This window comes from Microbacterium koreense (assembly GCF_042677105.1).
Taxonomy (GTDB): Bacteria; Actinomycetota; Actinomycetes; order Actinomycetales; family Microbacteriaceae; genus Microbacterium; species Microbacterium koreense.
Window position 1 is genome coordinate 2,591,864 of the sequence record NZ_JBHTIM010000001.1, and the last position, 20,634, is coordinate 2,612,497.

17 protein-coding genes are annotated in these 20,634 nt (G+C 69.2%); 9 read left to right on the forward strand and 8 right to left on the reverse strand.

What is annotated here, in order from left to right; genetic code table 11:
- The first annotated feature begins 17 nt into the window (after positions 1–17).
- From ACFQZV_RS12215 to ACFQZV_RS12225, 3 genes are all read left to right on the forward strand, one after another.
- Positions 18–617, forward strand: coding sequence for a PadR family transcriptional regulator (locus tag ACFQZV_RS12215; protein ID WP_378753048.1), 600 nt, complete (start codon positions 18–20; stop codon positions 615–617).
- 500 nt (positions 618–1,117) lie between these two features.
- The gene (locus ACFQZV_RS12220; protein ID WP_378753173.1) at positions 1,118–2,980 is read left to right on the forward strand and encodes a DEAD/DEAH box helicase; all 1,863 of its coding nucleotides are present in this window, start codon (positions 1,118–1,120) and stop codon (positions 2,978–2,980) included.
- A 71-nt stretch (positions 2,981–3,051) separates the two neighbouring features.
- Positions 3,052–4,398 carry a hypothetical protein gene (locus ACFQZV_RS12225; protein ID WP_378753046.1) on the forward strand — a complete coding sequence of 449 codons (1,347 nt, stop codon included), beginning with the start codon at positions 3,052–3,054 and terminating at the stop codon, positions 4,396–4,398.
- Positions 4,399–4,543: 145 nt separating this feature from the next.
- Here ACFQZV_RS12225 and hpf read toward each other — a convergent pair whose 3' ends face one another.
- From hpf to mtrA, 5 genes are all read right to left on the reverse strand, one after another.
- Positions 4,544–5,203 carry a ribosome hibernation-promoting factor, HPF/YfiA family gene (gene hpf, locus ACFQZV_RS12230; protein WP_378753044.1) on the reverse strand — a complete coding sequence of 220 codons (660 nt, stop codon included), beginning with the start codon at positions 5,201–5,203 and terminating at the stop codon, positions 4,544–4,546.
- An 87-nt stretch (positions 5,204–5,290) separates the two neighbouring features.
- Positions 5,291–5,959: a ComF family protein gene (locus ACFQZV_RS12235; RefSeq protein WP_378753042.1), complete on the reverse strand. Its 669-nt coding sequence runs from the start codon at positions 5,957–5,959 to the stop codon at positions 5,291–5,293.
- A gap of 90 nt (positions 5,960–6,049) precedes the next feature.
- On the reverse strand, positions 6,050–7,723 hold the full coding sequence (locus tag ACFQZV_RS12240) for a GerMN domain-containing protein (RefSeq protein ID WP_378753040.1): 1,674 nt from the start codon (positions 7,721–7,723) through the stop codon (positions 6,050–6,052).
- Complete coding sequence (mtrB, locus tag ACFQZV_RS12245; protein ID WP_378753038.1) at positions 7,720–9,420, reverse strand: MtrAB system histidine kinase MtrB; 1,701 nt, start codon at positions 9,418–9,420, stop codon at positions 7,720–7,722. Before mtrB ends, ACFQZV_RS12240 begins: the two co-directional genes overlap by 4 nt.
- A 6-nt stretch (positions 9,421–9,426) precedes the next feature.
- Complete coding sequence (gene mtrA, locus ACFQZV_RS12250; protein WP_378753036.1) at positions 9,427–10,113, reverse strand: MtrAB system response regulator MtrA; 687 nt, start codon at positions 10,111–10,113, stop codon at positions 9,427–9,429.
- A gap of 175 nt (positions 10,114–10,288) precedes the next feature.
- Between mtrA and ACFQZV_RS12255 the strand changes: the two genes are divergently transcribed.
- The 6 genes from ACFQZV_RS12255 (at position 10,289) to ACFQZV_RS12280 (ending at position 16,693) form a co-directional block, all read left to right on the forward strand.
- Entirely contained in the window at positions 10,289–11,722 is a 1,434-nt protein-coding gene (locus ACFQZV_RS12255; RefSeq protein ID WP_378783329.1) for a glycerophosphoryl diester phosphodiesterase membrane domain-containing protein, read from the forward strand.
- Positions 11,719–12,372 (forward strand): DUF4129 domain-containing protein, encoded by a 654-nt coding sequence (locus ACFQZV_RS12260; RefSeq protein ID WP_378783331.1) that lies wholly within the window; start codon positions 11,719–11,721, stop codon positions 12,370–12,372. Before ACFQZV_RS12255 ends, ACFQZV_RS12260 begins: the two co-directional genes overlap by 4 nt.
- Complete coding sequence (locus ACFQZV_RS12265) at positions 12,369–13,535, forward strand: DUF4350 domain-containing protein (RefSeq protein ID WP_378753322.1); 1,167 nt, start codon at positions 12,369–12,371, stop codon at positions 13,533–13,535. Before ACFQZV_RS12260 ends, ACFQZV_RS12265 begins: the two co-directional genes overlap by 4 nt.
- Positions 13,535–14,521 carry an AAA family ATPase gene (locus tag ACFQZV_RS12270; protein ID WP_378753324.1) on the forward strand — a complete coding sequence of 329 codons (987 nt, stop codon included), beginning with the start codon at positions 13,535–13,537 and terminating at the stop codon, positions 14,519–14,521. Before ACFQZV_RS12265 ends, ACFQZV_RS12270 begins: the two co-directional genes overlap by 1 nt.
- 30 nt (positions 14,522–14,551) lie before the next feature.
- Entirely contained in the window at positions 14,552–15,853 is a 1,302-nt protein-coding gene (locus ACFQZV_RS12275) for a DUF58 domain-containing protein (RefSeq protein ID WP_378753326.1), read from the forward strand.
- Positions 15,854–15,937: 84 nt separating this feature from the next.
- Positions 15,938–16,693 carry an aquaporin gene (locus ACFQZV_RS12280; RefSeq protein ID WP_378753328.1) on the forward strand — a complete coding sequence of 252 codons (756 nt, stop codon included), beginning with the start codon at positions 15,938–15,940 and terminating at the stop codon, positions 16,691–16,693.
- 60 nt (positions 16,694–16,753) lie between these two features.
- Here the strand turns inward: ACFQZV_RS12280 and katG are convergent, their stop codons facing one another.
- The 3 genes from katG to ACFQZV_RS12295 all read right to left on the reverse strand — a co-directional run bounded on the left by katG (position 16,754) and on the right by ACFQZV_RS12295 (position 20,626).
- Entirely contained in the window at positions 16,754–19,072 is a 2,319-nt protein-coding gene (gene katG / locus ACFQZV_RS12285) for a catalase/peroxidase HPI (RefSeq protein WP_378753330.1), read from the reverse strand.
- A gap of 31 nt (positions 19,073–19,103) precedes the next feature.
- Positions 19,104–19,556 carry a Fur family transcriptional regulator gene (locus tag ACFQZV_RS12290; protein WP_378753332.1) on the reverse strand — a complete coding sequence of 151 codons (453 nt, stop codon included), beginning with the start codon at positions 19,554–19,556 and terminating at the stop codon, positions 19,104–19,106.
- Between the two features lie 74 nt (positions 19,557–19,630).
- Entirely contained in the window at positions 19,631–20,626 is a 996-nt protein-coding gene (locus tag ACFQZV_RS12295) for a stage II sporulation protein M (RefSeq protein ID WP_378753334.1), read from the reverse strand.
- Positions 20,627–20,634: the final 8 nt, after the last annotated feature.

Genomic DNA, 20,634 nt, shown 5'->3' on the forward strand with positions numbered 1-20,634 from the left:
GCACTTAGGAGTCATCGATGTCGGTGAAACAGAGCCTGCTCGCGATCCTCGACCAGGGCCCCTGCTACGGGTACCAACTGCGCACCGAGTTCGACCGCCGCACCGGATCGACGTGGCCTCTCAACGTCGGACAGATCTACAGCACCCTCGACAGGCTCGAGCGCGACGGCCTGGTCGTCAAAGACGACGTCGACGACGCGGGTCACGTCTACTGGCGCATCACCGATGCCGGATCCGCCGCGGTCGGCGAATGGCTGCAGACGCCGGTGGAAAGGGGGCAGGCCACCCGGGACGAGCTGGCGATCAAGCTCGCCATCGCCGCTACTCTTCCCGGCGTCGACGTCACCGAGATCATCCAGGGGCAGCGTCGGGCGTCGCTGCGGCAACTCCAGGAACTCAACCGTGCGAAGTACGCCGGCGCGCAACCGGACGGTCCCGAAGAACTCGCGTGGTCGCTCGTCGTGGACTCGATGATCTTCACCGCCGAGGCCGAGGTGCGCTGGCTCGACCACTCCGAACAGCGGCTGGCGCAGCATCCGGATCGAGTACTCGCCCTCGCCCTGTCGTCCGAGCGCCCAAAGCGCGGACGCCCGGCGAAGGTCGAGGTCGCCGAATGACCGACACGGTGCTGCAGCTGGTGGCGGTCGTCAATGCACTCCTACCGCCCCGCACGCCCGACCTCACCCGCCGCACCGCGATCACGTGACCCGGACGGGGGCGGTTGCGGCGGGCGGGCACGGTCGGCCGGTGCGTCGGTTTCGAGGAGATCTGCTTTCGTGAGGAGAAACCACCCGAGAACCGCCCACACCGCGGCAGATCTCCTCGCGAACGCACCAGCGCCAACGGCTGAGCGGGGCTGTGGATGCCGCGGTCGGCCGCCCCGTCCGATTCGAGGAGATCTGCTTTCGTGAGGAGAAACCACCCGAGAACCGCCCGCACGACGGCAGATCTCCTCTGGAACGCAGGAGCGCCGGACCGCGGATGCGGCGGGTGGAGGCCGATGCGGCGGGTGGAGGCGGATGCGGCGGCCGGGGCGCGGCATCCAGTCGCTGTACAGCGCGGCGCACTACCCTGAAGCGTGCCCTCTGACGACACCGCCCCTGAGACCGACGCCCCCGTGACCGACGCGCACGAGACCGGCGCCTCCGAAACCGACGCTCCGACGTTCGCCGATCTCGGGCTGGGCGAACCGGTCCTGAAGGCATTGCGCGACATCGGCTACGAGACCCCGTCCGCCATCCAGGCCGCCACGATCCCGCCGCTGATCGGCGGCCGAGACGTCGTCGGACTCGCCCAGACCGGAACCGGCAAGACGGCCGCTTTCGCCCTGCCGATCATCGACCGGCTCGACCTGTCGCAGAAACAACCCCAGGCACTCGTCCTCGCTCCAACGCGTGAGCTTGCGTTGCAAGTGTGCGAGGCATTCGAGCGCTACGCATCGCACCTCAAGGGCGTGCACATCCTGCCCGTCTACGGCGGACAGGGGTACGGCGTGCAGCTGTCGGCACTGCGCCGCGGAGTGCACATCGTCGTCGGCACGCCGGGTCGCATCATGGACCACCTCGACAAGGGCACCCTCGACCTGTCCGAACTCACCTACCTCGTGCTCGACGAAGCCGACGAGATGCTCAAGATGGGCTTCGCAGAGGATGTCGAGACGATCCTCGCCGACACCCCCGACACCAAGCAGGTCGCCCTCTTCTCGGCCACGATGCCGGCCACCATTCGTCGGATGTCGCAGCAGTATCTGCACGATCCCGAAGAGATCACCGTCAAGACCCGCACGACGACGTCGGCGACGATCACGCAGCGTTACCTCGTGGTGGCCTGGCAGCAGAAGATGGATGCGCTCACGCGCATCCTCGAGGTCGAGAACTTCGACGGGATGATCGTGTTCGGCCGCACGAAGAGCGTGACCGAAGAGATCGCCGAGAAGCTCCGCGCCCGGGGATACTCGGCCGCCGCGATCAATGGCGACATCGCCCAAGCGCAGCGCGAACGCACCGTCAACCAGTTGAAGTCGGGCAAGCTCGACATCCTGGTCGCGACCGACGTCGCCGCGCGCGGCCTCGACGTCGAACGCATTTCGCACGTGGTGAACTTCGACATCCCCACCGACACCGAATCGTACGTCCACCGCATCGGACGCACCGGCCGCGCCGGGCGCACGGGTGACGCCATCAGCTTCGTCACACCGCGCGAGCGCGGGCTCGTGCGGGCGATCGAGCGAGCGACCCGCCAGGAACTCACCGAGATGCAACTGCCGAGCGTCGACGAGGTGAACGTCACCCGGCTCACGCGCTTCGACGACCGCATCACCGCCGCGCTCGGCGAGACGGCCCGCATCGAGCGGTTCCGGGACATCGTCGCCCACTACGTCCGCCACCACGATGTCCCCGAGGTGGATGTCGCCGCAGCCCTCGCGGTCGTGGCCCAGGGCGAGTCGCCGCTGCTCCTCGATCCCGATCCGGAGCCGGTCCGACCCGCCCGCGGCGAACGCACGCGCGACTCCGATCGCCCCCGCGAAGAGCGCCGCGCACCACGCGCGGGGTATGCGACGTACCGCATCGCCGTCGGACGCCGCCACCGTGTCGAACCGCGTCAGATCGTCGGCGCACTCGCGAACGAGGGCGGGCTGCGGCGCGACGACTTCGGCGCCATCCAGATTCGCCCCGAGTTCTCGCTCGTCGAGCTTCCCGCCGATCTTCCGAAAGAGACCCTCGACCGCCTCAGCGACACCCGCATTTCGGGCAAGCTCATCGAGATCCGACCCGACACCGGGCGGACCCCACGCCGCGACGGCGCGGGCGGTCAGCGCGGTCGGGATGGCGAGGCTCGCGGACGCCGCGAGGAGCGCACGTACGACGAGCGGCCACGACGCAAGCGCGACGACGACCGTGGTCCGCGCGACGATCGGTCCGCGCGCGGACGCCGCGACGACGACCGTTCGCCCCGCAAGCCCCGCCACCGCGACCGCTGAGTTCGCGAGGGGCGGAAGACTTCGCCCGCCAACCGCGCGTTCGCATGAGCGGGCGATCGTAGGATCGAGGCATGGCCGGATTCTGGGGCAAACGCAAGCGCGAACAGCAAGAAGTGCAGGCGCAGGACGCCGACTTGGCCCGGAACGCGCAGAGGGCATTGGTCGAAGCGGATGAGCGCCTGCGTGTCACCGGCGATGAGCTCATCTTCGCCGAGGCGGAGCTCGGAGGCGAGTCGACGCGAGAACTGCGTGAAGCACTGGAGTCGGTGCGCCATCACCTCGGCGAAGCGTTCCACCTGCACCAGCTGAACCACGACGACATCCCCGACACCCCCGAAGAGCTGCGCACACGCAACGCGCGCATCGTGCAGCTGTGCGAGTGGGCCGAGGAACTGCTCGACGACCGCACAGACGCACTGGCCGAGCGCATCGCCATGGCCCGCCGAGCTCCCGAGATCATCGTGAAGGTCCGGGCCGATGCCGAACGTCTGCGCACCCGTGTTCCCGCCGCGCGCGACACGGTCGAGCGGCTCGGGGCACGGTACTCGGAGGAGGCGCTCTCGCAGGTCGCCGCCAACCCGTCCGAAGCGGAGCAGCTCCTCGGCTTCGCCGAGCACAGCGCGGGAGTCGCCGAACGTCGGCGCGAAGCCGACCAGCGCGAACAGGCGAACCTGGCTCTCGAGGCGGCCACTGAGGCGGTGCGTCGCGCATCCACTCTGCTCGATGCCGTCGAGCACTTCGAGGTCGAAGCGTTACGTGCCGAGTCGACGCTGTCGTCGATCGTCGAGGACTCCCGCGAGGACATCGCCTCTGCCCTGCGTGAACCCTCGACACCGGCGATCACGAAGGCGGTCGCCGATCTGCAGACCGCACTGTCGGCCCTGCCTGCCGCCGGGGTCAACACCGACCCGTTCTCACAACTCTCGCGCCTGCGCGAAGCGAATGCCGCACTGGATGCCGCGATCACCGCGGCGCGAGAACGAGCCGCGCGACCGCTCCCCCCGCTCGAGCACGTTCGCCATTCGATCGACGACGCCGATCGGCAGCTGGCCGTCGCAAAAGACGTCATCGCCGGCCATCGCGGCTGGATCGGCGCCGACGCGCGCACCCGCCTGGCAGAAGCCGAGCGCATTCGAATCGACCTCGATCGCTACCTCGGCGCGTCGGCGGCGGCAGCGACCCACATCGACGAGGACCACCGCGAACAAGCGATGGCGATGGCCCGTCGCACGGCGTTCCTCGCGGGCGAAGCCCTTCAGCTCGCCCAACGCGACATCGACCAGGCCCGTCCCCAGCAGGGACCTGATCAGTGGGGCGGCGGCGGCTGGGGCGGCGGCCGTGGCAGCGGCGGCAACATGATGGGCGGAATCCTGGGTGGCCTGGTGATCGGCTCGCTCCTGGACGGAATGTTCGACTGAGCCCGGGCCCGACTTCGGCTGACGCACTTCCGTAGGCACGCGACGCTGATCGGCATAGCGCCGCCGCGAGCCCGAGCCCGATACCGCGGCCACACAAAGACGGATGCCGCGAGCGCGAGCCCGCGGCATCCGTCGTGAAGGTCTCTTACGAGGCAACCGCCTCGGGCGAGGTCTGCGTCGTCAGCGAGATCACGCCGTAGTCCCAGCCCTTGCGCCGATAAACGACGCTCGGGTGGTCGGTGCGTGCGTCGATGAACAGGAAGAAGTCGTGTCCGACGAGTTCCATGCGGTCCACAGCGTCCTCGACGGTCATCCACTCCGGGCCGAACTGCTTCGTGCGGATGACGACAGGCGTGTAGTCCTCTTCGTCCTCGTTGCCGGTCATGATCGGCACTTCGCCCGTCGCCACGGCACGGAGCACGTCGACTGAGGCCGGCTGGACGTCGACGCCACGGAGGGCACCGCTGGCCTTGTCGAGCTGCGCCCCGCGGGGATGCTTGCGTGCATCGATCCGCTTGTCCTTCGCGCGCCGCAACTGCTCGGCGAGCTTGTCGACGGCCATGTCGAGTGCCGCGAACTTGTCGCTGTCGACGGCCTCTGCGCGGACGATCGGTCCCTTGCCGGTGAGCGTGAGTTCGACGGTCTCATCTTCTCGACGCCCGTTGTGGTAGGCGCGATGCGTGACCTTGATGTCGAGCCGTTGCGCACGGGGTGCGAGGTTCTCGATGCGGACGGTCTTCTCTTCGACAATGTCCCGGAAGCGATCCGAAATGCTCACTCCCACGCCGACGATGCTGGTCTCCATCCTTGACCTCCTTGTTCCGGTCCACCCGGTCCAAGGGCGGACCTTGTCGCCTTGGTGACTCCACGCTACATACGCTCCACCTCTGTGTCACCTCCCATTTTCCGGCGCGTCACGAAAGGGCCGGGACATCGCGTCCCGACGAGGCGTCGCGGCGATCGCGACCGCACCGAGGACGTCGAATCCCCCGGTGCGCGCGGCACGGATCGCTTCGCCGATGGTCGCCCCGGTCGTGACCACGTCGTCGAGCAGCACGACGCGTCCGCCACCGCCGGCGCGCGCGGCCATGCTCTCCTCGACGTTGGCGCGCCGAGCATCGATCCCCAGCCCACGCTGGTCATCCGGTTGGCGGGAGTACCGCAACAAGCGAGCGACCCGCAGTCCGGCGCGGCGGGCGACGAGGTCTGCGACGTGGAAGCCGCGACGTCGGAAGGACCGCCGCGAGGTCGGCACGGGAACGAAGACACAGTCGTCCCAGGGTTCTGCCGCCGCGGCGAGCGCGGGTGCGAAGGCGCGCGCCAGCCCGACGCGTCCGTCTTCTTTGAGGGCGCGGATGCTGCGGGCTACGACGCCGTCGTAGGAAACTCCGGCGCGCACCGGCACGCCGGCGATCGTCCGTGCGATGATCCGGGGTCGCAGCCCGGGCCCGCAGGTGTCGCACAAGGCCGCGTCGGGAGCATCGCATCCGGCGCACGTGACCGGAATCAGCAGGGCCAGCGCGTCGGCGAGCGCGCGCCGGACGAAGTCGGATGCGGTCATCCCGCCACCATGCAGCGGCGTGCGTGCCGCCGGGACACCCGCCGTCGTCGCGGTGGACAACCGCTCCGTGCCCCCTGCGGGGGAGGCGCCTCAGTCCGGCGCCCCCTGCTGTGTGGCCAGCACCGCGACGCCACTCGCCGTGACCTGCCAGTTCGCGCCGCGCTTGAGGTAGAGCAGCCCGTCGTCACCGAGAATGCGGATCGTGGCGACGGTGTTGGCTCCGGCGATGGCAACCGCAGCCGGTGGGCCGGCCGCCGTGCTGCCGCGTCCGCCGACGCGCTGCTCGAGCACGGTGGACGTCTCGCCGTCGACGGCGAGGACACCGATCGATGTGTCATCGAGCCACGCGAGTCCCGCGCCCGAGCCACTGGGAACGGCGAGCACGACCGGCTCTCCGAGGCGGACGGGCACGCCGTCTTCGCCGCGGATGATGCCTGCCACCCAAACCGACGTGTGGCCGCCCGAGGTCACCACCGCCGCCACGCGTGCTCCTTCGCGCGACACCGCCAGCGCCGAGATCCCCGTGGCGGCAGGCCACGCCTCGCCCACGGCGACCGGTCCTTCGGGGGTGTGGGCGACGAGCCCCTGAGGTGCCGTGGACGGCGCGGTCCAAACGATCCCGAAGGCATCGATCGTCGGGGCGATGAGGCCCGGACGCGTGTCGAGGACCGTCGTGGTGCCGTCGGCGTCGATGCGTAGCGCCGCACCGTCGGAACGGCGGACCGCCGCCTGGGTGTGATCGATCCCGACCTGGACATCGCGCACGTCGAGGGTTTGGAGCGCACCGGACAACCCCGGAATCGGTGTGATCTCGTCGCCGGCCAAGAACCCGAACATGCCGTCCTTCTCGACCAGCGGCAATCCGGTGACGCTGGTGCGTCGGGGGGCGACGGCGTCGGCGGCGATGAGCGTGTCGCCGACCGACATCTGTACGTCATTCACCAGGGCAGCCGACAGGCTCGCGTCGAGTTGAGCCTGCATCCGATCGAGGGTGCCCTGATCTGCCAGGAGGGCGTCGGCGCTGAGCGTGACCGTCGCCACGCCCCCGGCCGTGACGGGTACGGACACGTCGGCGGTCACACCGACAGGGAACGCCGTCACGACGGATTCGGCGAGCCATTCGCTGGGCGGCTGATTGACGAGGGCGTTGGTGATGCGTGTCGCGGCGTTCGTGCGCGGGAACCACCGCACGTCGGGCACGAAGTAGGTCCACGTCGGATCGAAGTACGACAGCGGATACTCCTGGAACACGTCCGAGAACACCGTCGTGTCCAACACGATGCCATCCGGCGCACTCGAGATGCGCCATTCGCCGTCGTCTTGCTCGAGCTCGAACTGCAACGGCGTCGGCCCGGCGGTCGTCCGTTCGTACGACCCCTTGTCATCGACGAGGGCGACCGGCTCGATCGTGACGGTGATGCTGTCGTCGTTCACGACATCGACGTCACGCTCACCGAACACGTCGATGGTGACACCGGCCGACGGGTTCCATTCCGTTTCGGGCATGAGGAACTCGCGCGCCCTGGACCAGTCGCCGGCCGGCCCCGGTCCGGATCCGGCACGCAGGAACCCCTCGACGATCTGCTGCGGGCTCGCCCCGGGCTGCGGGCGCGACGGCAACAGGTCGATGTCGGGAGCATCGAGGTCTCCCCCGGCTTCACGGCCTTCCTGCACACCGCCACCGCTCGGCAGTCCCGCGCACGCGGTCACCACGATCGCGGTGACGACGGCCAAGAGGGATGCCGCGATACGACGTCGCCTCATCGCTCACTCCCGTCGTTCGAGCTGTCGAAGAGCACATCGATCGGCTGCGTGATCCCGAGGTCTTCCCACGCGGAGATCTCGTCGTCGGCGGGCTCGGTCGGCACCGGCGAACCGCCGACGACCCGTACGGCCTGTCGAGGAAGCGTCAGGACGAAGTTCGTTCCCCGACCGAGTTCCGACCACACTGTCAGCTCGCCGCCGTGCAGTCGCGCGTCGCCGAGTGCGATCGAGAGCCCGAGCCCGGTCCCGCCGATGGTGCGGGTCCGCGAGGGATCGGCGCGCCAGAACCTGTCGAACACCCGCTCGGCGTCTTCGGCGCGCATTCCGAGGCCGAAGTCACGCACGCCGATCGCGACGGCCTGCTGGTCGCTGTCGACGGTGACGACGATCGGGCGCCCTTCACCGTGTTCGATGGCGTTGCCCAACAGATTGCGCACGACGCGGCGCACGCGGCGGGGGTCCATCTCCACCGGCGAGTACCCACCCGGAGCGACCAATCGCACGTCGCTGCCGTGCTGCTCGGCGAGCTGCTGCATCGACGCGATGACGTCTTCGGCGAGATGGGCGAGACTCGTGGGCTCGCGTTCGAGCTGGACGGATCCGGCGTCGTAGCGGCTGATCTCCAGCAGATCGGTCAGGAGCGTCTCGAAGCGTTGAACCTGCGCGTTGAGCAACTCCGCGGCGCGTGCGGTTGCGGGGTCGAACTCGTCACGCTGGTCGTTGATCATGTCCGCGGCGAGGCGGATCGTCGTCAGCGGGGTGCGCAGCTCATGGGACACGTCGGAGACGAACCGCTGCTGCACGAGGGACAGGTCTGCGAGCTCCTTGATCTGCGACTCGATGCTGTCCGCCATCGCGTTGAACGAGCGCCCGAGCGTCGCCAGTTCGTCCTCGCCGCGCACGTGCAGCCGCACATCCAGCTCTCCGGCGGCGAGTTTCGCGCTGGTCTCGGCGGCTTCGGCGATCGGCGTGGTGACCGATCGCAGCACGAACCACGCGATTCCGCCGATGAGCAGCACGAGCGCGATTCCGACGACCCAAAGCGTGCCCTGCACGAATCCCAACGTCTGCGCGGCTCCCTCGAGGTCGTACGCGAAGAAGAGCGCATAGGGCCCGATCTCGCTCACGGGAACCGACAGCTGCTGGCCGACCACGATCCCCGGCACGCTCCCACCGTCGGCTCCGGTGAGCGCCACCGACTGCCACCACTGCTTGCTCGCGTCGTCTTCGACCTGGTCACCGAGATCGTCGGTGATGACGTCCTCGAAGGACGGCCCGACACGGAAGTCCTGCGGAGCGATCGACGATGGCGAGTCGTCGATGCGGTACACCCACATCGCGTCGCTGGAGGACTGCTGAGCGAGGGTCTGCCCCACGCTCTGCATGAGGGTCTGGAGCTGTTCGGCATCCCCTTGAAGAGCCGAGTCGAGTGTGGCCTGCGCCACCGCCGTCGCGCGCTGCGCCTCGTCGAGCACCTGATCTTTGCGGGATTCGAAGAGGTCGTTCTGGATGGAGGCTGCCATCCACAGACACGCGGCGGCGACGGCGAGCGCGGTCAGCCCCAGGGTGACCAGGATCGTACGGAACCGCAACGAGTGACGCCACAGCGACGCGACCCCTTCGGGCCACGAACGCGCGTCTCGCCACCCGGCGACCGGCACCCGGGTGGTGACCGTCGCCGTCTCCGCCGCTCCCATGGGCGGTCAGTCCACGGCGCCGGCGCGGTACCCGACGCCGCGCACCGTCGTGACGATCTTCGGATTGTCGGGGTCGAGCTCGACCTTCGCGCGCAGCCGCTGGACGTGCACGTTCACCAGGCGAGTGTCGGCCTTGTAGTGGTAGCCCCAGACTTGTTCGAGCAGCATCTCGCGCGAGAACACCTGCTGGGGTTTGGTCGCGAGGGCGACGAGCAGCTCGAACTCGAGCGGTGTGAGGGCGATCGGCGTGTCACCCCGACGCACTTCGTGCGCGGCGACGTCGACGACGAGGTCGCCGATGCGCAGAGTCTCGCTGTCGGCGGGCGATGACGGTCGCAGCCGCGTACGGATGCGCGCGACGAGTTCCTTCGGGTTGAACGGCTTGACGATGTAGTCATCGGCGCCCGATTCGAGGCCCTTGACGACGTCCGCCGTGTCGGTGCGCGCCGTGAGCATGATGATCGGGATGCCCGATTCAGCCCGGATGCGCGTGCAGATCTCGATGCCGTCCATGCCGGGCAGCATGAGGTCGAGCAACACGAGGTCGGGACGCTCCTCCCGCCATGCGTCGACGGCGCGCGCGCCGTCGGCACAGAAGATCGGCTCGAACCCCTCTGTGCGCAAGACGATGCCGATCATCTCGGCGAGAGCCGTGTCGTCGTCGACCACCAAGATGCGCGAACTCGAACTCATTTCACCCATACGTCCCTTGCGTTCAGCCGGATGCCCCCACAGCGGCTCCCGGGCGCTCCCCACAGAGTAGTCGACGCGCCCTGAACGGCCACCGAATCTCGGCGATCACCCGCGTGGCGTGTGACACGATGGGAGCCCGGCCCCTCGGGCCGGACGTCCCCGGGAGGAGACCCACGTGACCGCTTATCCTCACTGGACGCCCGCGTCGCGACCGGGGATCGTTCCGCTTCATCCGTTGTCGTTCGGCACGATCCTGGGCCGGTCCTTCGTCGCGCTCCGGCAGAACCCGCGTGTCCTGCTCGGCTTCGCACTCGTGGTGCAGGTCGTGGCCTACCTCGTCGTCATCGCCGCCGTCGCGGCCGTCACGGTCGCGGCGTTCTCACGCCTGGATACCCTGCGGCCCGGCAGCGACGAATTCGAGACCGTGTTGGCCGGGTCCACGGCGCTCGTGATCGTCACCGGTCTCATCCTGGGACTCGCTGCCGGCGCACTCACCGTGATCGTTCAAGGCGTCGTCGTCGTCGAGGTCGCCCGCGCGGTCGTCGCCGAGAAGCGCACGCTGGGTGAGATCTGGCGCGCGGTCAAACCGATCGCCTGGCGACTGATCGGGTATTCCCTTCTGTTGTCCGCGGTCGCGGTGGCGGGCATCGCGATCGCGGTCGGCGTCGTCGTCGTCCTGGCGACGGTGGCTCTTCCTGTTGCCATCGTCTTCGGCATCCTGTTCGTGCTCGCCGCGATTCCGCTCGTGTGGTGGCTGATGATCAAGCTGCTCCTGGCCCCTGCGATCATCATCATGGAGCGCGCGACGATCCGCTCGGCCATCGTTCGCTCGTGGACGCTCGTGCGCGGCCGGTTCTGGTCCTCGCTCGGGGTGATCCTTCTCATCTCGATGATCTTCGGTGCCCTCGGCCAGGTCATCAGCATCCCGTTCAGTCTGCTCGCCACGGGGATCACCACCGTGATCACCCCGACGGGCGAGGTCGATACGACGGCGATCATCGGATTCATCGTCGCCACCTTCGCCAGCTACGCGCTCCTGTTCGTCGTCCAGGCGGTCGCGGTCGTCGTGCAGTCATCGGCGACGGCTCTGATCTATGTCGATTGCCGTATGCGCCGCGAGGGCCTCGACCTCGACCTGCTCGCGTATGTGGACCGGCGGGATGCCGGTGCCACTGGTCTGCCAGACCCCTACACCCAGAACATCGGCCGCGACATGTCGGGACGGTTCGCCACGCCGCCCCCCGGCGCGTACCCGCCCGCCGCTTATCCGCAGGGCGCTTATCCACAGAGCGCCTCTCCGCAGGGCGGCTACCCGCCCGGCGCCCAGCCGCCGGCGGGGTACGCCCCGCCGCCCACCGGCTATGCGCCCCCGGCCGGAGTCCCGCCGTACTCGGGCCAGCCGCCGCAGCCGTACGCGCATGCGGCTCCGGCACCCGCCTATGCTCCCGACCCGTCCGCCCCGCCGTCATCCCCGGCGACGCCGCCTCACGCCGCCGCACCGCACACACCGGAGGGCGAGCCCGACTCCGCCGCGGGCGGGTCACCGACCGCGCCATCGCCGACGTCGTGGACCGCGCCCGGAGGTCGCGCCGACGGCGGAACACCGTGAACCTGCTCACACCTCTCATCCCCGACGGCGACGAGGGGCGCCGGTGGGCCGAGGACGAGCTGGCCGACCCGTCCTATGCGATCGCGGAGCCGACCGCGTTCGATCGCGTTTCGCGCGCCATCGCCGATGCCATCGCGCGCCTGTTCTCCAGTGAAGTCGACGGCGAGTGGGGTCTCGTGCTCGCGGTCGTCGCTGCAGCGGTGATCCTCCTGGTCATCGCCTTGGCATTCGTCGTGTGGGGCGCCCCGCGCTCGACCCGACGGGCAGGCCCGCCGGCGGCTGCGCTGTTCGGCGAGGATGACGAGCGCTCGGCGGACGAACTGCGCTCGGCGGCATCCGCCCGTGCAGCAGAAGAGGACTGGAACGCCGCGGTCGTTCTGCGTTTCCGTGCACTCGCACGGGGTCTGGTCGAGCGGGGCATCGTCGACACACCACCGGGCGCGACCGTCCATTCGTTCGCCCGCACGGCCGCGCGAGCCTTCCCCGCGGACGACGACGCGCTCGAGGACGCCGCGGTCGCCTTCGATGACGTGCGCTACCTCCGCCGCCCCGGCACCGCGGATATGTACACGCGGGTGGCCGGCGTCGACGACGCCGTGGCGCGGTCCCGCCCGGCGGCGGACGCCGACACGCTGGTGGTCGCCGGATGAGCGTCACGGCCGTCGGGGTAGGCAGGCGCGCGCGACGGACGGGGTTCTGGGTCGCCGTCGGCGTCGTCGTCCTCGTCGTCGGCGGGCTCGGTGCGGCGATCGGTGTCGCCGGGCAATGGCAGCAGCGCGACGCGCTGGACCCCGAGTCTTCGGGCCCCTTGGGCACACGCGCAATCGTCGAGGTCCTGCGTACCCACGGCGTCGAGGTCGTCATCGCGCGCGATCGCTCCAGCGCACGCGAAGCCCTGACCGGCGACGAGGCCACACTCGTGCTTCCGGACGCCCCGGCGCTGTCTGACGAGGCGCTGGAGCATCTGATCGCCGACGCCGACGACGTCGTGTTGATCGAGCCGCGCAGCCGCACCCTCGATCTGCTGTTCCCCGGATCGGCCCCTGCCACCGGATTCGCGTCGGGCCCGATCGGCCCGGACTGCGCCGTGCCCGACGCCGAGCGTGCGGGCGCGGTCACCCCGGGCGCGGTGTACGCAGCACGCGAGGCCACCACCGGGTGCTATCCCGTCGACGACGGCTGGGGTCTTCTCGTCGCGGAACGCGAGGGCTCTCGTACCTCCGCGGTGGACGGACGTGCGCTCTTCGTCAATGAGGTGCTCGCCGACGAGGGGAACGCCGCACTGGCGGTGAACCTGATGGGGCGTCACCCCCGCGTGGTCTGGTATGTGCCGAGTCTCGCTGACAGCGACCTCGCCGACACGAGCCCCACACTCGGCGACCTGACCCCGGCGTGGGTGAGCCCCGTGATCGTGATCCTGCTCGCGGCCGGTGTCGCCGCCGCCATCCAGCACGGGCGACGTTTCGGTCCTCTGGTCGCGGAGCGTCTGCCGGTGACCGTCCGCGCTTCGGAGACCACCGAAGGACGCGGGCGGCTGTACGCCCGCGCGCGCGACGCGGTCCACGCAGCCGACCAACTGCGCATCGGCACTCTCGGCCGCCTTCGGCGCGTGCTCGCCCTCGGCGCGGGGGCCTCAGCGACAGAGACAGCGGATGCCGCGGCCGCGCGAACCGGATTCGATCGGGCGGCGGTGCGTGCCGTGCTCATCGACGACGTCCCCCGCGGCGACGACGACCTACTCACGCTCCGTACGCGCCTCCGTGAAATCGAGGACGCCGTCACCGCGGCCGTCCGCCCGGAAAGGAACCCTTGATGACCGTTGACGAACCCACCGGCGGCGACCGTGACGATGCCGCTCTTCGCGAGGCGATGAACCGCGTGCGCACCGAAGTCGGCAAAGCCGTCGTCGGGCAGGACGGCACCGTGACCGGGCTGCTCATCGCGCTCCTCGCCCGCGGTCACGTGCTACTGGAGGGTGTGCCCGGCGTCGCCAAGACGTTGCTCGTGCGGGCGTTCTCGACGGCCCTGGGATTGGGTACGACACGCATCCAGTTCACGCCCGACCTCATGCCCGGCGATGTGTCGGGTTCGCTCGTCTACGATTCCCGCGCCGGGGAGTTCGAGTTCCGTCCGGGACCGGTGTTCACGAACGTCCTCCTCGCCGACGAGATCAACCGCACACCGCCGAAGACCCAGTCGGCGCTGCTGGAGGCGATGGAAGAGCGACAGGTGTCCACCGACGGTGTCACGCGCCCTCTCCCGGATCCGTTCCTCGTCGCCGCGACACAGAACCCTGTGGAGCACGAAGGCACCTACACACTCCCCGAGGCGCAGCTGGACCGATTCCTCCTCAAGCTCATCGTGGACGTCCCGGACCGCGACGCCGAGGTCGCTGTGCTCCGCCGCCACGCCGAAGGATTCGATCCGCGCGATCTTGCGGCTGCGGGGGTCGCCCCGGCCGCCGCCATCGACGACTTGCGCGCGGCACAGCGATCCGCGGCATCCGTCGCCGTGTCAGACGACGTGCTCGCCTACGTCGTCGATCTGGCTCGCGCGACGCGGGAGAGCCCGTCGGTGCAGTTGGGCGTGTCTCCGCGTGCCTCGACGGCCCTCCTGGCCGCAGCCAAGGCGTGGGCATGGTTGGGCGGCTTTCCTGCGATCACCCCGGATCACGTCCAGACGATGATCGTCCCGACCTGGCGCCACCGCATCCGTCTGCGTCCCGACGCCGAACTCGAGGGTGTGTCGATCGATGCGGTCCTTGCTTCGGTCGTTCAGCAGACCCGCGTTCCGATCTGATCCGATCCGCGATCTCGCCCCGAGAGCACCATGTACCTCACCGCACGCTTTCCTGTTTTCGTCGGCCTCGGCGTCGCGCCCGTCGTCGCGCTGTCGCTCGGCGGCGTGAACCCGTGGCTCAGCGCGACGGGCTGGCTCGTGCTGTGCGCCATCGTGGCTCTCGTGGACGCGTGGGCGGCTCCCGATCCGCGGCTGATCACCGTCACCCGGACGATGCCGGCGCGCACACTGCTCGCCGTGCCGGTCGCCGCTGAGATCCGCCTGCGCAACACCGGCGAACGTACCCTCCGAGGCCGGGCGCGCGACGCCTGGCAACCCACGGCGGGCGCCTCCGCGGAACGGTTGCGCCTGCACCTCCCCCCGGGCGAGAGCCGGGTGTTCCGGATGCCGCTCCTCCCCCGGCGTCGCGGCGAGCTACGGTCCGAGTTCGTCGTCATCCGATCCGGCGGCCCCCTGCGGTTCGCTGGACGGCAGGCGCAGATCCCCGCGCCGGGCATGATCCGCGTCCTGCCCCCGTTCACGGCCCGCCGCCACCTTCCCTCCCGCCTTGCACGTCTGCGTGAACTAGACGGGTCGACCAGCGTGCAGGTGCGCGGCCAGGGCACCGAGTTCGACAGCTTGCGCGAGTACGTACGCGGCGACGACGTCCGATCGATCGACTGGCGGGCCACGGCGCGCGCGACGTCGACCATGGTGCGCACGTGGCGGCCCGAACGCGATCGGCACGTCGTCATCGTGATCGACACGGGACGGACCGCGGCCGCCCGCGTCGGCGACGGTGTGCGACTGGACGCCGAGATGGAAGCGGCATTGCTCTTGTCCGCGCTGGCCAACCGTGCCGGCGACCACGTGCACCTGATCATGTTCGACCGCGTTCCACGCGCCCGGGTGACGCGTGTCGACGGACCGGGGCTGCTCGCCGCGCTCGTGGACGCCATGGCGCCCGTCGAGCCGACGCTCATCGAGACGGATTGGGATGCCGCGCTGGCGCAGGTGCGCGCGCTCACCTCCCGTCCCTCCCTTGTCGTGTTGCTGACGGCGCAGGATGAGGTCGAGGCGGCGCGCGGGTTCCTCGGCGCTCTGCCCGCTCTGGCTGCCCGCGCACACGTCGTGGTCGGGACGGTCACGGATGACCGTCTCATGCCGCCCGATCGTGTGGATGCCACGGATGTCTATCTGGAGGCAGCGGCCGAACGCGCCGGACGCGACGCCGAACGCGTAGCCGCCGCTATCGCGCGCGCAGGCGCCGAAGCACTCACCGGAAGCCCCGATGACCTGCCGCCGCGCGTCGCCGACCGGTACCTGGCGCTCAAGGCCGCCGGCCGTCTCTGATGCCGTTTCCGCCACGCCGCGGGTGAGATACCTGAGAGAAAGCTGACCGAAGCGATATCCTCCGTGCGAGGAAAGGAGGCCGTCATGTCCGAACCACATACCCCGCCCAGCACGGCCAACAAGCTCGTCGCCGAGGCGCTCGGAACGTTCCTGCTCGTCTTCGGGTCGATCGGAACCGCGTTGTTCGCGGGCGACGTCGTCGGATGGCTCGGCGTGTCGTTCGCCTTCGGCCTGACCCTGCTCGCAGGCATCTATGCGTGGGGCGGCATTTCGGGGGGCCATTTCAATCCCGCCGTCACCTTCGGCCTCGCCGCCGCGGGACGCTTCTCCTGGCGTGACGCGCCCGGCTACATCGTCGCTCAGTTGGTCGGCGGCGCCGTCGCCACGACCCTGCTTGTGCTGATCGGCCTCTTCGGGCCCGACGGGTGGCTCACGAACGCTCAGGACGCCGGCTTTGCCAGCAACGGCTTCGGCGCCCACTCGCCCGCAGGATTCGGAATCGGTGCTGCCATCATCGCCGAGGTCATCCTCACCGGAATCTTCGTCATGGTCATCCTCGGTGTCACCAACGCCAAGCGCGGCAATGGAAACGTCGCGGGACTCTCGATCGGCCTCACGCTGGTGTTCATCCACCTCGTCTCGATCCCGATCGACAACACGTCGGTCAACCCGGCCCGCTCGATCGCGACCGCGATCTACGGCGGAGTCGACGCGCTCGCCCAGCTGTGGGTGTTCATCGTGTTCCCGCTCGTCGGCGGCCTGCTGGCCGGTTGGCTGCACCGTGCCCTGTTCGAGCCGGCGGAACTGCCCCCGTTGCGCTCGGAGGCGCGCGTGCGCTGACCCCACGACCGAGAACGGCCGCCCGGAAGATCCGGGCGGCCGTTCTGCGTCACGTGGAGATCAGCGCAGGTCGAAGCGGTCGAGCTCGGTGACCTTGCCCCACGCGGCGACGAAGTCACGCACGAAGGACTCGTGAGCGTCGTCCGACGCGTAGACCTCGGCGAGTGCGCGCAACTCGGAGTTCGAACCGAACAGCAAGTCGACACGCGTGCCGCGGCCGAACGTCTCGCCCGAGCCGTCGCGGGTGCCTTCGAAGGCGTGCGAACCCGGGTCGAGCGGCTTCCACGTCGTGCCGAGGTCGAGCAGGTTCACGAAGAAATCGTTCGTGAGCACGCCCGGGCGCTCGGTGAAGACGCCGTACTCCGAGTCATCCCAGTTGGCCCCCAGCACGCGCAGCCCGCCGACGAGAACGGTCATCTCGGGCGCTGTGAGCGTGAGCAGGTTCGCCCGGTCGATCAGGTGATACTCCGCGGGCAGCTCGGCAAGCGGACCCTGGTAGTTGCGGAAGCCGTCGGCCTGCGGCTCGAGGTACCCGAACGACACCACGTCGGTCTGTTCCTGCGTCGCGTCGGTGCGTCCCGGGTGGAACGGCACCTCGACCTCGACACCGGCATCCTTCGCAGCCTTCTCGACACCCGCGTTGCCCGCGAGCACGATGAGGTCGGCGAGCGACACCCGGGTGCCGTCGGTGCGGCCGTCGTTGAACGAGGCCTGGATGCCCTCGAGCACGCCCAGCACGCGTGCGAGTTGCTCGGGCTTGTTGACGGTCCAGTCCTTCTGCGGCTCCAGACGGATGCGCGCACCGTTGACGCCGCCACGCTTGTCACTACCGCGGAACGTCGATGCCGCCGCCCAGGTCGTGGCGACGAGCTCGGCGACGGTCAGACCGGAGTCGAGGATCTGCTGCTTCAGCGCCGCGGCGTCGGCCGCACCGATGAGGTCGTGGTCGACCGCGGGAACCGGGTCCTGCCAGATGAGTTGCTCGGTGGGGACCTCGGCGCCCAGGTAGCGCGCGATGGGACCCATGTCACGGTGCGTCAGCTTGAACCATGCCCGGGCGAACGCGTCACCGAAGGCCTCCGGGTCGTCCTTGAAGCGACGCGAGACCGCGTCATAGGCGGGGTCGGTACGTAAGGCGAGATCACTCGTCAGCATGCGCGGCTCGCGACGCCCTGCCGAGTGCGCGAGCGGAACCATGTCGGCGCCGCCTCCGTTGATCGGGCGCCACTGGTGGCCACCACCGGGGCTGGTCATGAGCTCCCACTCATAGGCGTAGAGGATGTGGAAGAACTCGTTGTCCCAACGGGTCGGGTGGTACGTCCACGTCACCTCGAGGCCGGAGGTGATGGTGTCGTCGCCCTTGCCGGTGCCGAAGTTGTTCTTCCACCCGAGCCCCTGCCGCTCGAGGCCTGCGGCCTCGGGGTTGTCCTCGATGTTGGTGTCGGGTGCCGCACCGTGGGTCTTTCCGAACGTGTGGCCGCCGGCGATGAGCGCGACGGTCTCTTCGTCGTCCATTCCCATGCGGGCGAAGGTCTCGCGGATGTCGCGGGCCGAAGCCATCGGGTCGGGGTTGCCGTTCGGGCCTTCGGGGTTGACGTAGATGAGGCCCATCTGCACGGCCGCCAGTGGACGCTCGAGGTCGCGGTCGCCCGAGTAGCGCTCGTCACCGAGCCAGGTCGTCTCGGGGCCCCAATACACGTCGTCGTCCGGTTCCCACACGTCGGGACGCCCACCGCCGAACCCGAAGGTCTCGAAGCCCATCGACTCGAGCGCGACGTTGCCGGCGAGGATCATGAGGTCGCCCCACGAGAGGCTGCGACCGTACTTCTTTTTGATGGGCCACAGGATGCGACGCGCCTTGTCGAGGCTGACGTTGTCGGGCCAGCTGTTCAGCGGCGCGAATCGCTGCTGTCCGGTGCCGCCACCGCCGCGCCCGTCGGTCACCCGGTAGGTGCCGGCGCTGTGCCACGCCATGCGGATCATGAGGGGGCCGTAGTGACCGAAGTCGGCCGGCCACCAGTCCTGGCTCACGGTGAGCGTCTCGGCGATGTCGGCCTTGACCGCGGCGAGGTCGAGGCTCTCGAACGCGGACTTGTAGTCGAAGTCGTCACCGAGCGGGTTCCGCACCGACGGGTTCTTCGCAAGGATCTTGATGTTCAGCTGATTGGGCCACCACACGCGATTGGCCGACCCGTTGACGGGGTGCGGCTGACGCTCGCCCCCGTGGATGACGGGGCAGGTCGCGTCGTCTTCGTTGGGACGGGGGCGGGTCTCGCCGTCTTCACGCTCGTCGACGGGCGTGTCGATGTCGGTGACCGCCTGGTCGGTTGCGGTGGGATCGTTGCCGATTCCCGTCGCGGTGTCGTCGATGTCGCTCATGGAGCTTCCTTCCTTCTGGGCTGATGTGGGGTCAGGATGCGGATGCCGCGGCGGCGCACGATGGGCACAGGCCCCAGTAGGTCACCTCTGCGGTGTGCACGGCGAACCCGTGCGCGTCGGAGGGGGTCAGACACGGCGCATCGCCGATCGCGCAGTCGACGTCTTCGACCGCACCGCACGCGGTGCAGATGACGTGGTGATGGTTGTCATCGACACGCAGTTCGAACAGTCCGGGACGGCCGGCGGGTTCGATCCGGCGCACGAGGCCTGCGTCGGCGAAGTCGCCGAGGGCGTTGTACACCGATTGGATGCTGGTCTGCGGGACGGTGGTCGAGACCTCGCGGTAGACCGCGTCTGCACTCGAGTGCGGCTTGTCGCGGAGTGCCTCGACCACGGCTCGACGAGGTTCGGTGACCCGCAGCCCGACGCGCCGGATGAGCGTCGCGGCATCCGCTTCGCGCGCGTCGAGGATCGTGTCGGTCACCCCTCGAGGTTACCGCGTTCTTTTTATCAACTCAAAAGAACAAGTGGTGAACACAAGCGCGGCGCCGCATGCGGTCATCCGGCGACGAGCGTCGGCGTGCCCGTCTCGTATTCGGTGAGATCACCGGTTTCTCCGCGGCGTGCCGCTCGCCCGCCGATGCCGACCATGTAGAACACGAAGGCTGCGAGCGCGAGCGCGCCGATGCCGATCTTCACCGCCCAGGGCCAGGGTTGTGCGGTCACGAACCCTTCGATGAGTCCCGCAACGGCCAAAGCGAACACCAGGCCCACCGCGATCGTCGCCAACGATCGCCCCGCGGCGGCCAGCGCCTCGCCGCGGGTACGGGCGCCCGGTGCGACCCAGGCCCAGAAAATGTGAAGCCCCGCCGCGGCCGCGACGAACACGCAGGTCAATTCGAGCAGTCCGTGGGGAAGGATGAACAGCAAGAAGACGTCCCCGCGATCGAACGCGAGCATGATGGCCGCCGCGGTCCCCACCCCGACGGCGTTCTGGACGAGCACCATGAGCGGCCAGACACCGGTGATGCCGAACATGACGCATTGCGCGGCGATCCACGCGTTGTTCGTCCACACCGCACCGGCGAACTCCGCGGCCGGGTTTTCGCTGTAGTACGCGGTGAACTCTTCTTCGGCGTAGTACTCCAACTGAAGCTGCGACCCCAGTGTCGCGACCCGGGCCGGGTCACCGGAGATCCAGAACGCGACGAGCGTCGCGACGGCGATGAAGGAGACGGCGATCAGAAGCGTCGTCCACCGCACCCGGTACAAGGCGGCCGGCAGTTGAACGGCGAAGAACCGCGGAATCTGCCGCAGTGGATCCTCGGGCGTGCCGGTCAACCGCAACCGCGCACGCGCGAGCATGGTCGAGACATGGTCCCCCTGCGGAGTTCGTCCCGCCGACGTTTTGAGATCGGCCAAGTCCGCCGAAGCCGCCCGGTATCGCGTCACCAACTCGTCGGCGCCACGGCCCGAGAGGTTGCGGGTGCGGCTCAATTCGTCCAGACGCGCCCACTCTTCCCGCCGCGCGGCTGTGAGGGCGTCGAGGTCCATTTGATTTA

Excerpts from the sequence above, each read along its gene's own strand:
- ACFQZV_RS12215 (WP_378753048.1), top strand. The coding sequence starts at position 18 with ATGTCGGTGAAACAGAGCCTGCTCGCGATCCTCGACCAGGGCCCCTGC.
- ACFQZV_RS12225 (WP_378753046.1), top strand. The coding sequence starts at position 3,052 with ATGGCCGGATTCTGGGGCAAACGCAAGCGCGAACAGCAAGAAGTGCAG.
- hpf (WP_378753044.1), bottom strand. The coding sequence starts at position 5,203 with ATGGAGACCAGCATCGTCGGCGTGGGAGTGAGCATTTCGGATCGCTTC.
- ACFQZV_RS12235 (WP_378753042.1), bottom strand. The coding sequence starts at position 5,959 with ATGACCGCATCCGACTTCGTCCGGCGCGCGCTCGCCGACGCGCTGGCC.
- ACFQZV_RS12240 (WP_378753040.1), bottom strand. The coding sequence starts at position 7,723 with ATGAGGCGACGTCGTATCGCGGCATCCCTCTTGGCCGTCGTCACCGCG.
- mtrB (WP_378753038.1), bottom strand. The coding sequence starts at position 9,420 with ATGGGAGCGGCGGAGACGGCGACGGTCACCACCCGGGTGCCGGTCGCC.
- mtrA (WP_378753036.1), bottom strand. The coding sequence starts at position 10,113 with ATGAGTTCGAGTTCGCGCATCTTGGTGGTCGACGACGACACGGCTCTC.
- ACFQZV_RS12265 (WP_378753322.1), top strand. The coding sequence starts at position 12,369 with ATGAGCGTCACGGCCGTCGGGGTAGGCAGGCGCGCGCGACGGACGGGG.
- ACFQZV_RS12270 (WP_378753324.1), top strand. The coding sequence starts at position 13,535 with ATGACCGTTGACGAACCCACCGGCGGCGACCGTGACGATGCCGCTCTT.
- ACFQZV_RS12275 (WP_378753326.1), top strand. The coding sequence starts at position 14,552 with ATGTACCTCACCGCACGCTTTCCTGTTTTCGTCGGCCTCGGCGTCGCG.
- ACFQZV_RS12280 (WP_378753328.1), top strand. The coding sequence starts at position 15,938 with ATGTCCGAACCACATACCCCGCCCAGCACGGCCAACAAGCTCGTCGCC.
- katG (WP_378753330.1), bottom strand. The coding sequence starts at position 19,072 with ATGAGCGACATCGACGACACCGCGACGGGAATCGGCAACGATCCCACC.
- ACFQZV_RS12295 (WP_378753334.1), bottom strand. The coding sequence starts at position 20,626 with ATGGACCTCGACGCCCTCACAGCCGCGCGGCGGGAAGAGTGGGCGCGT.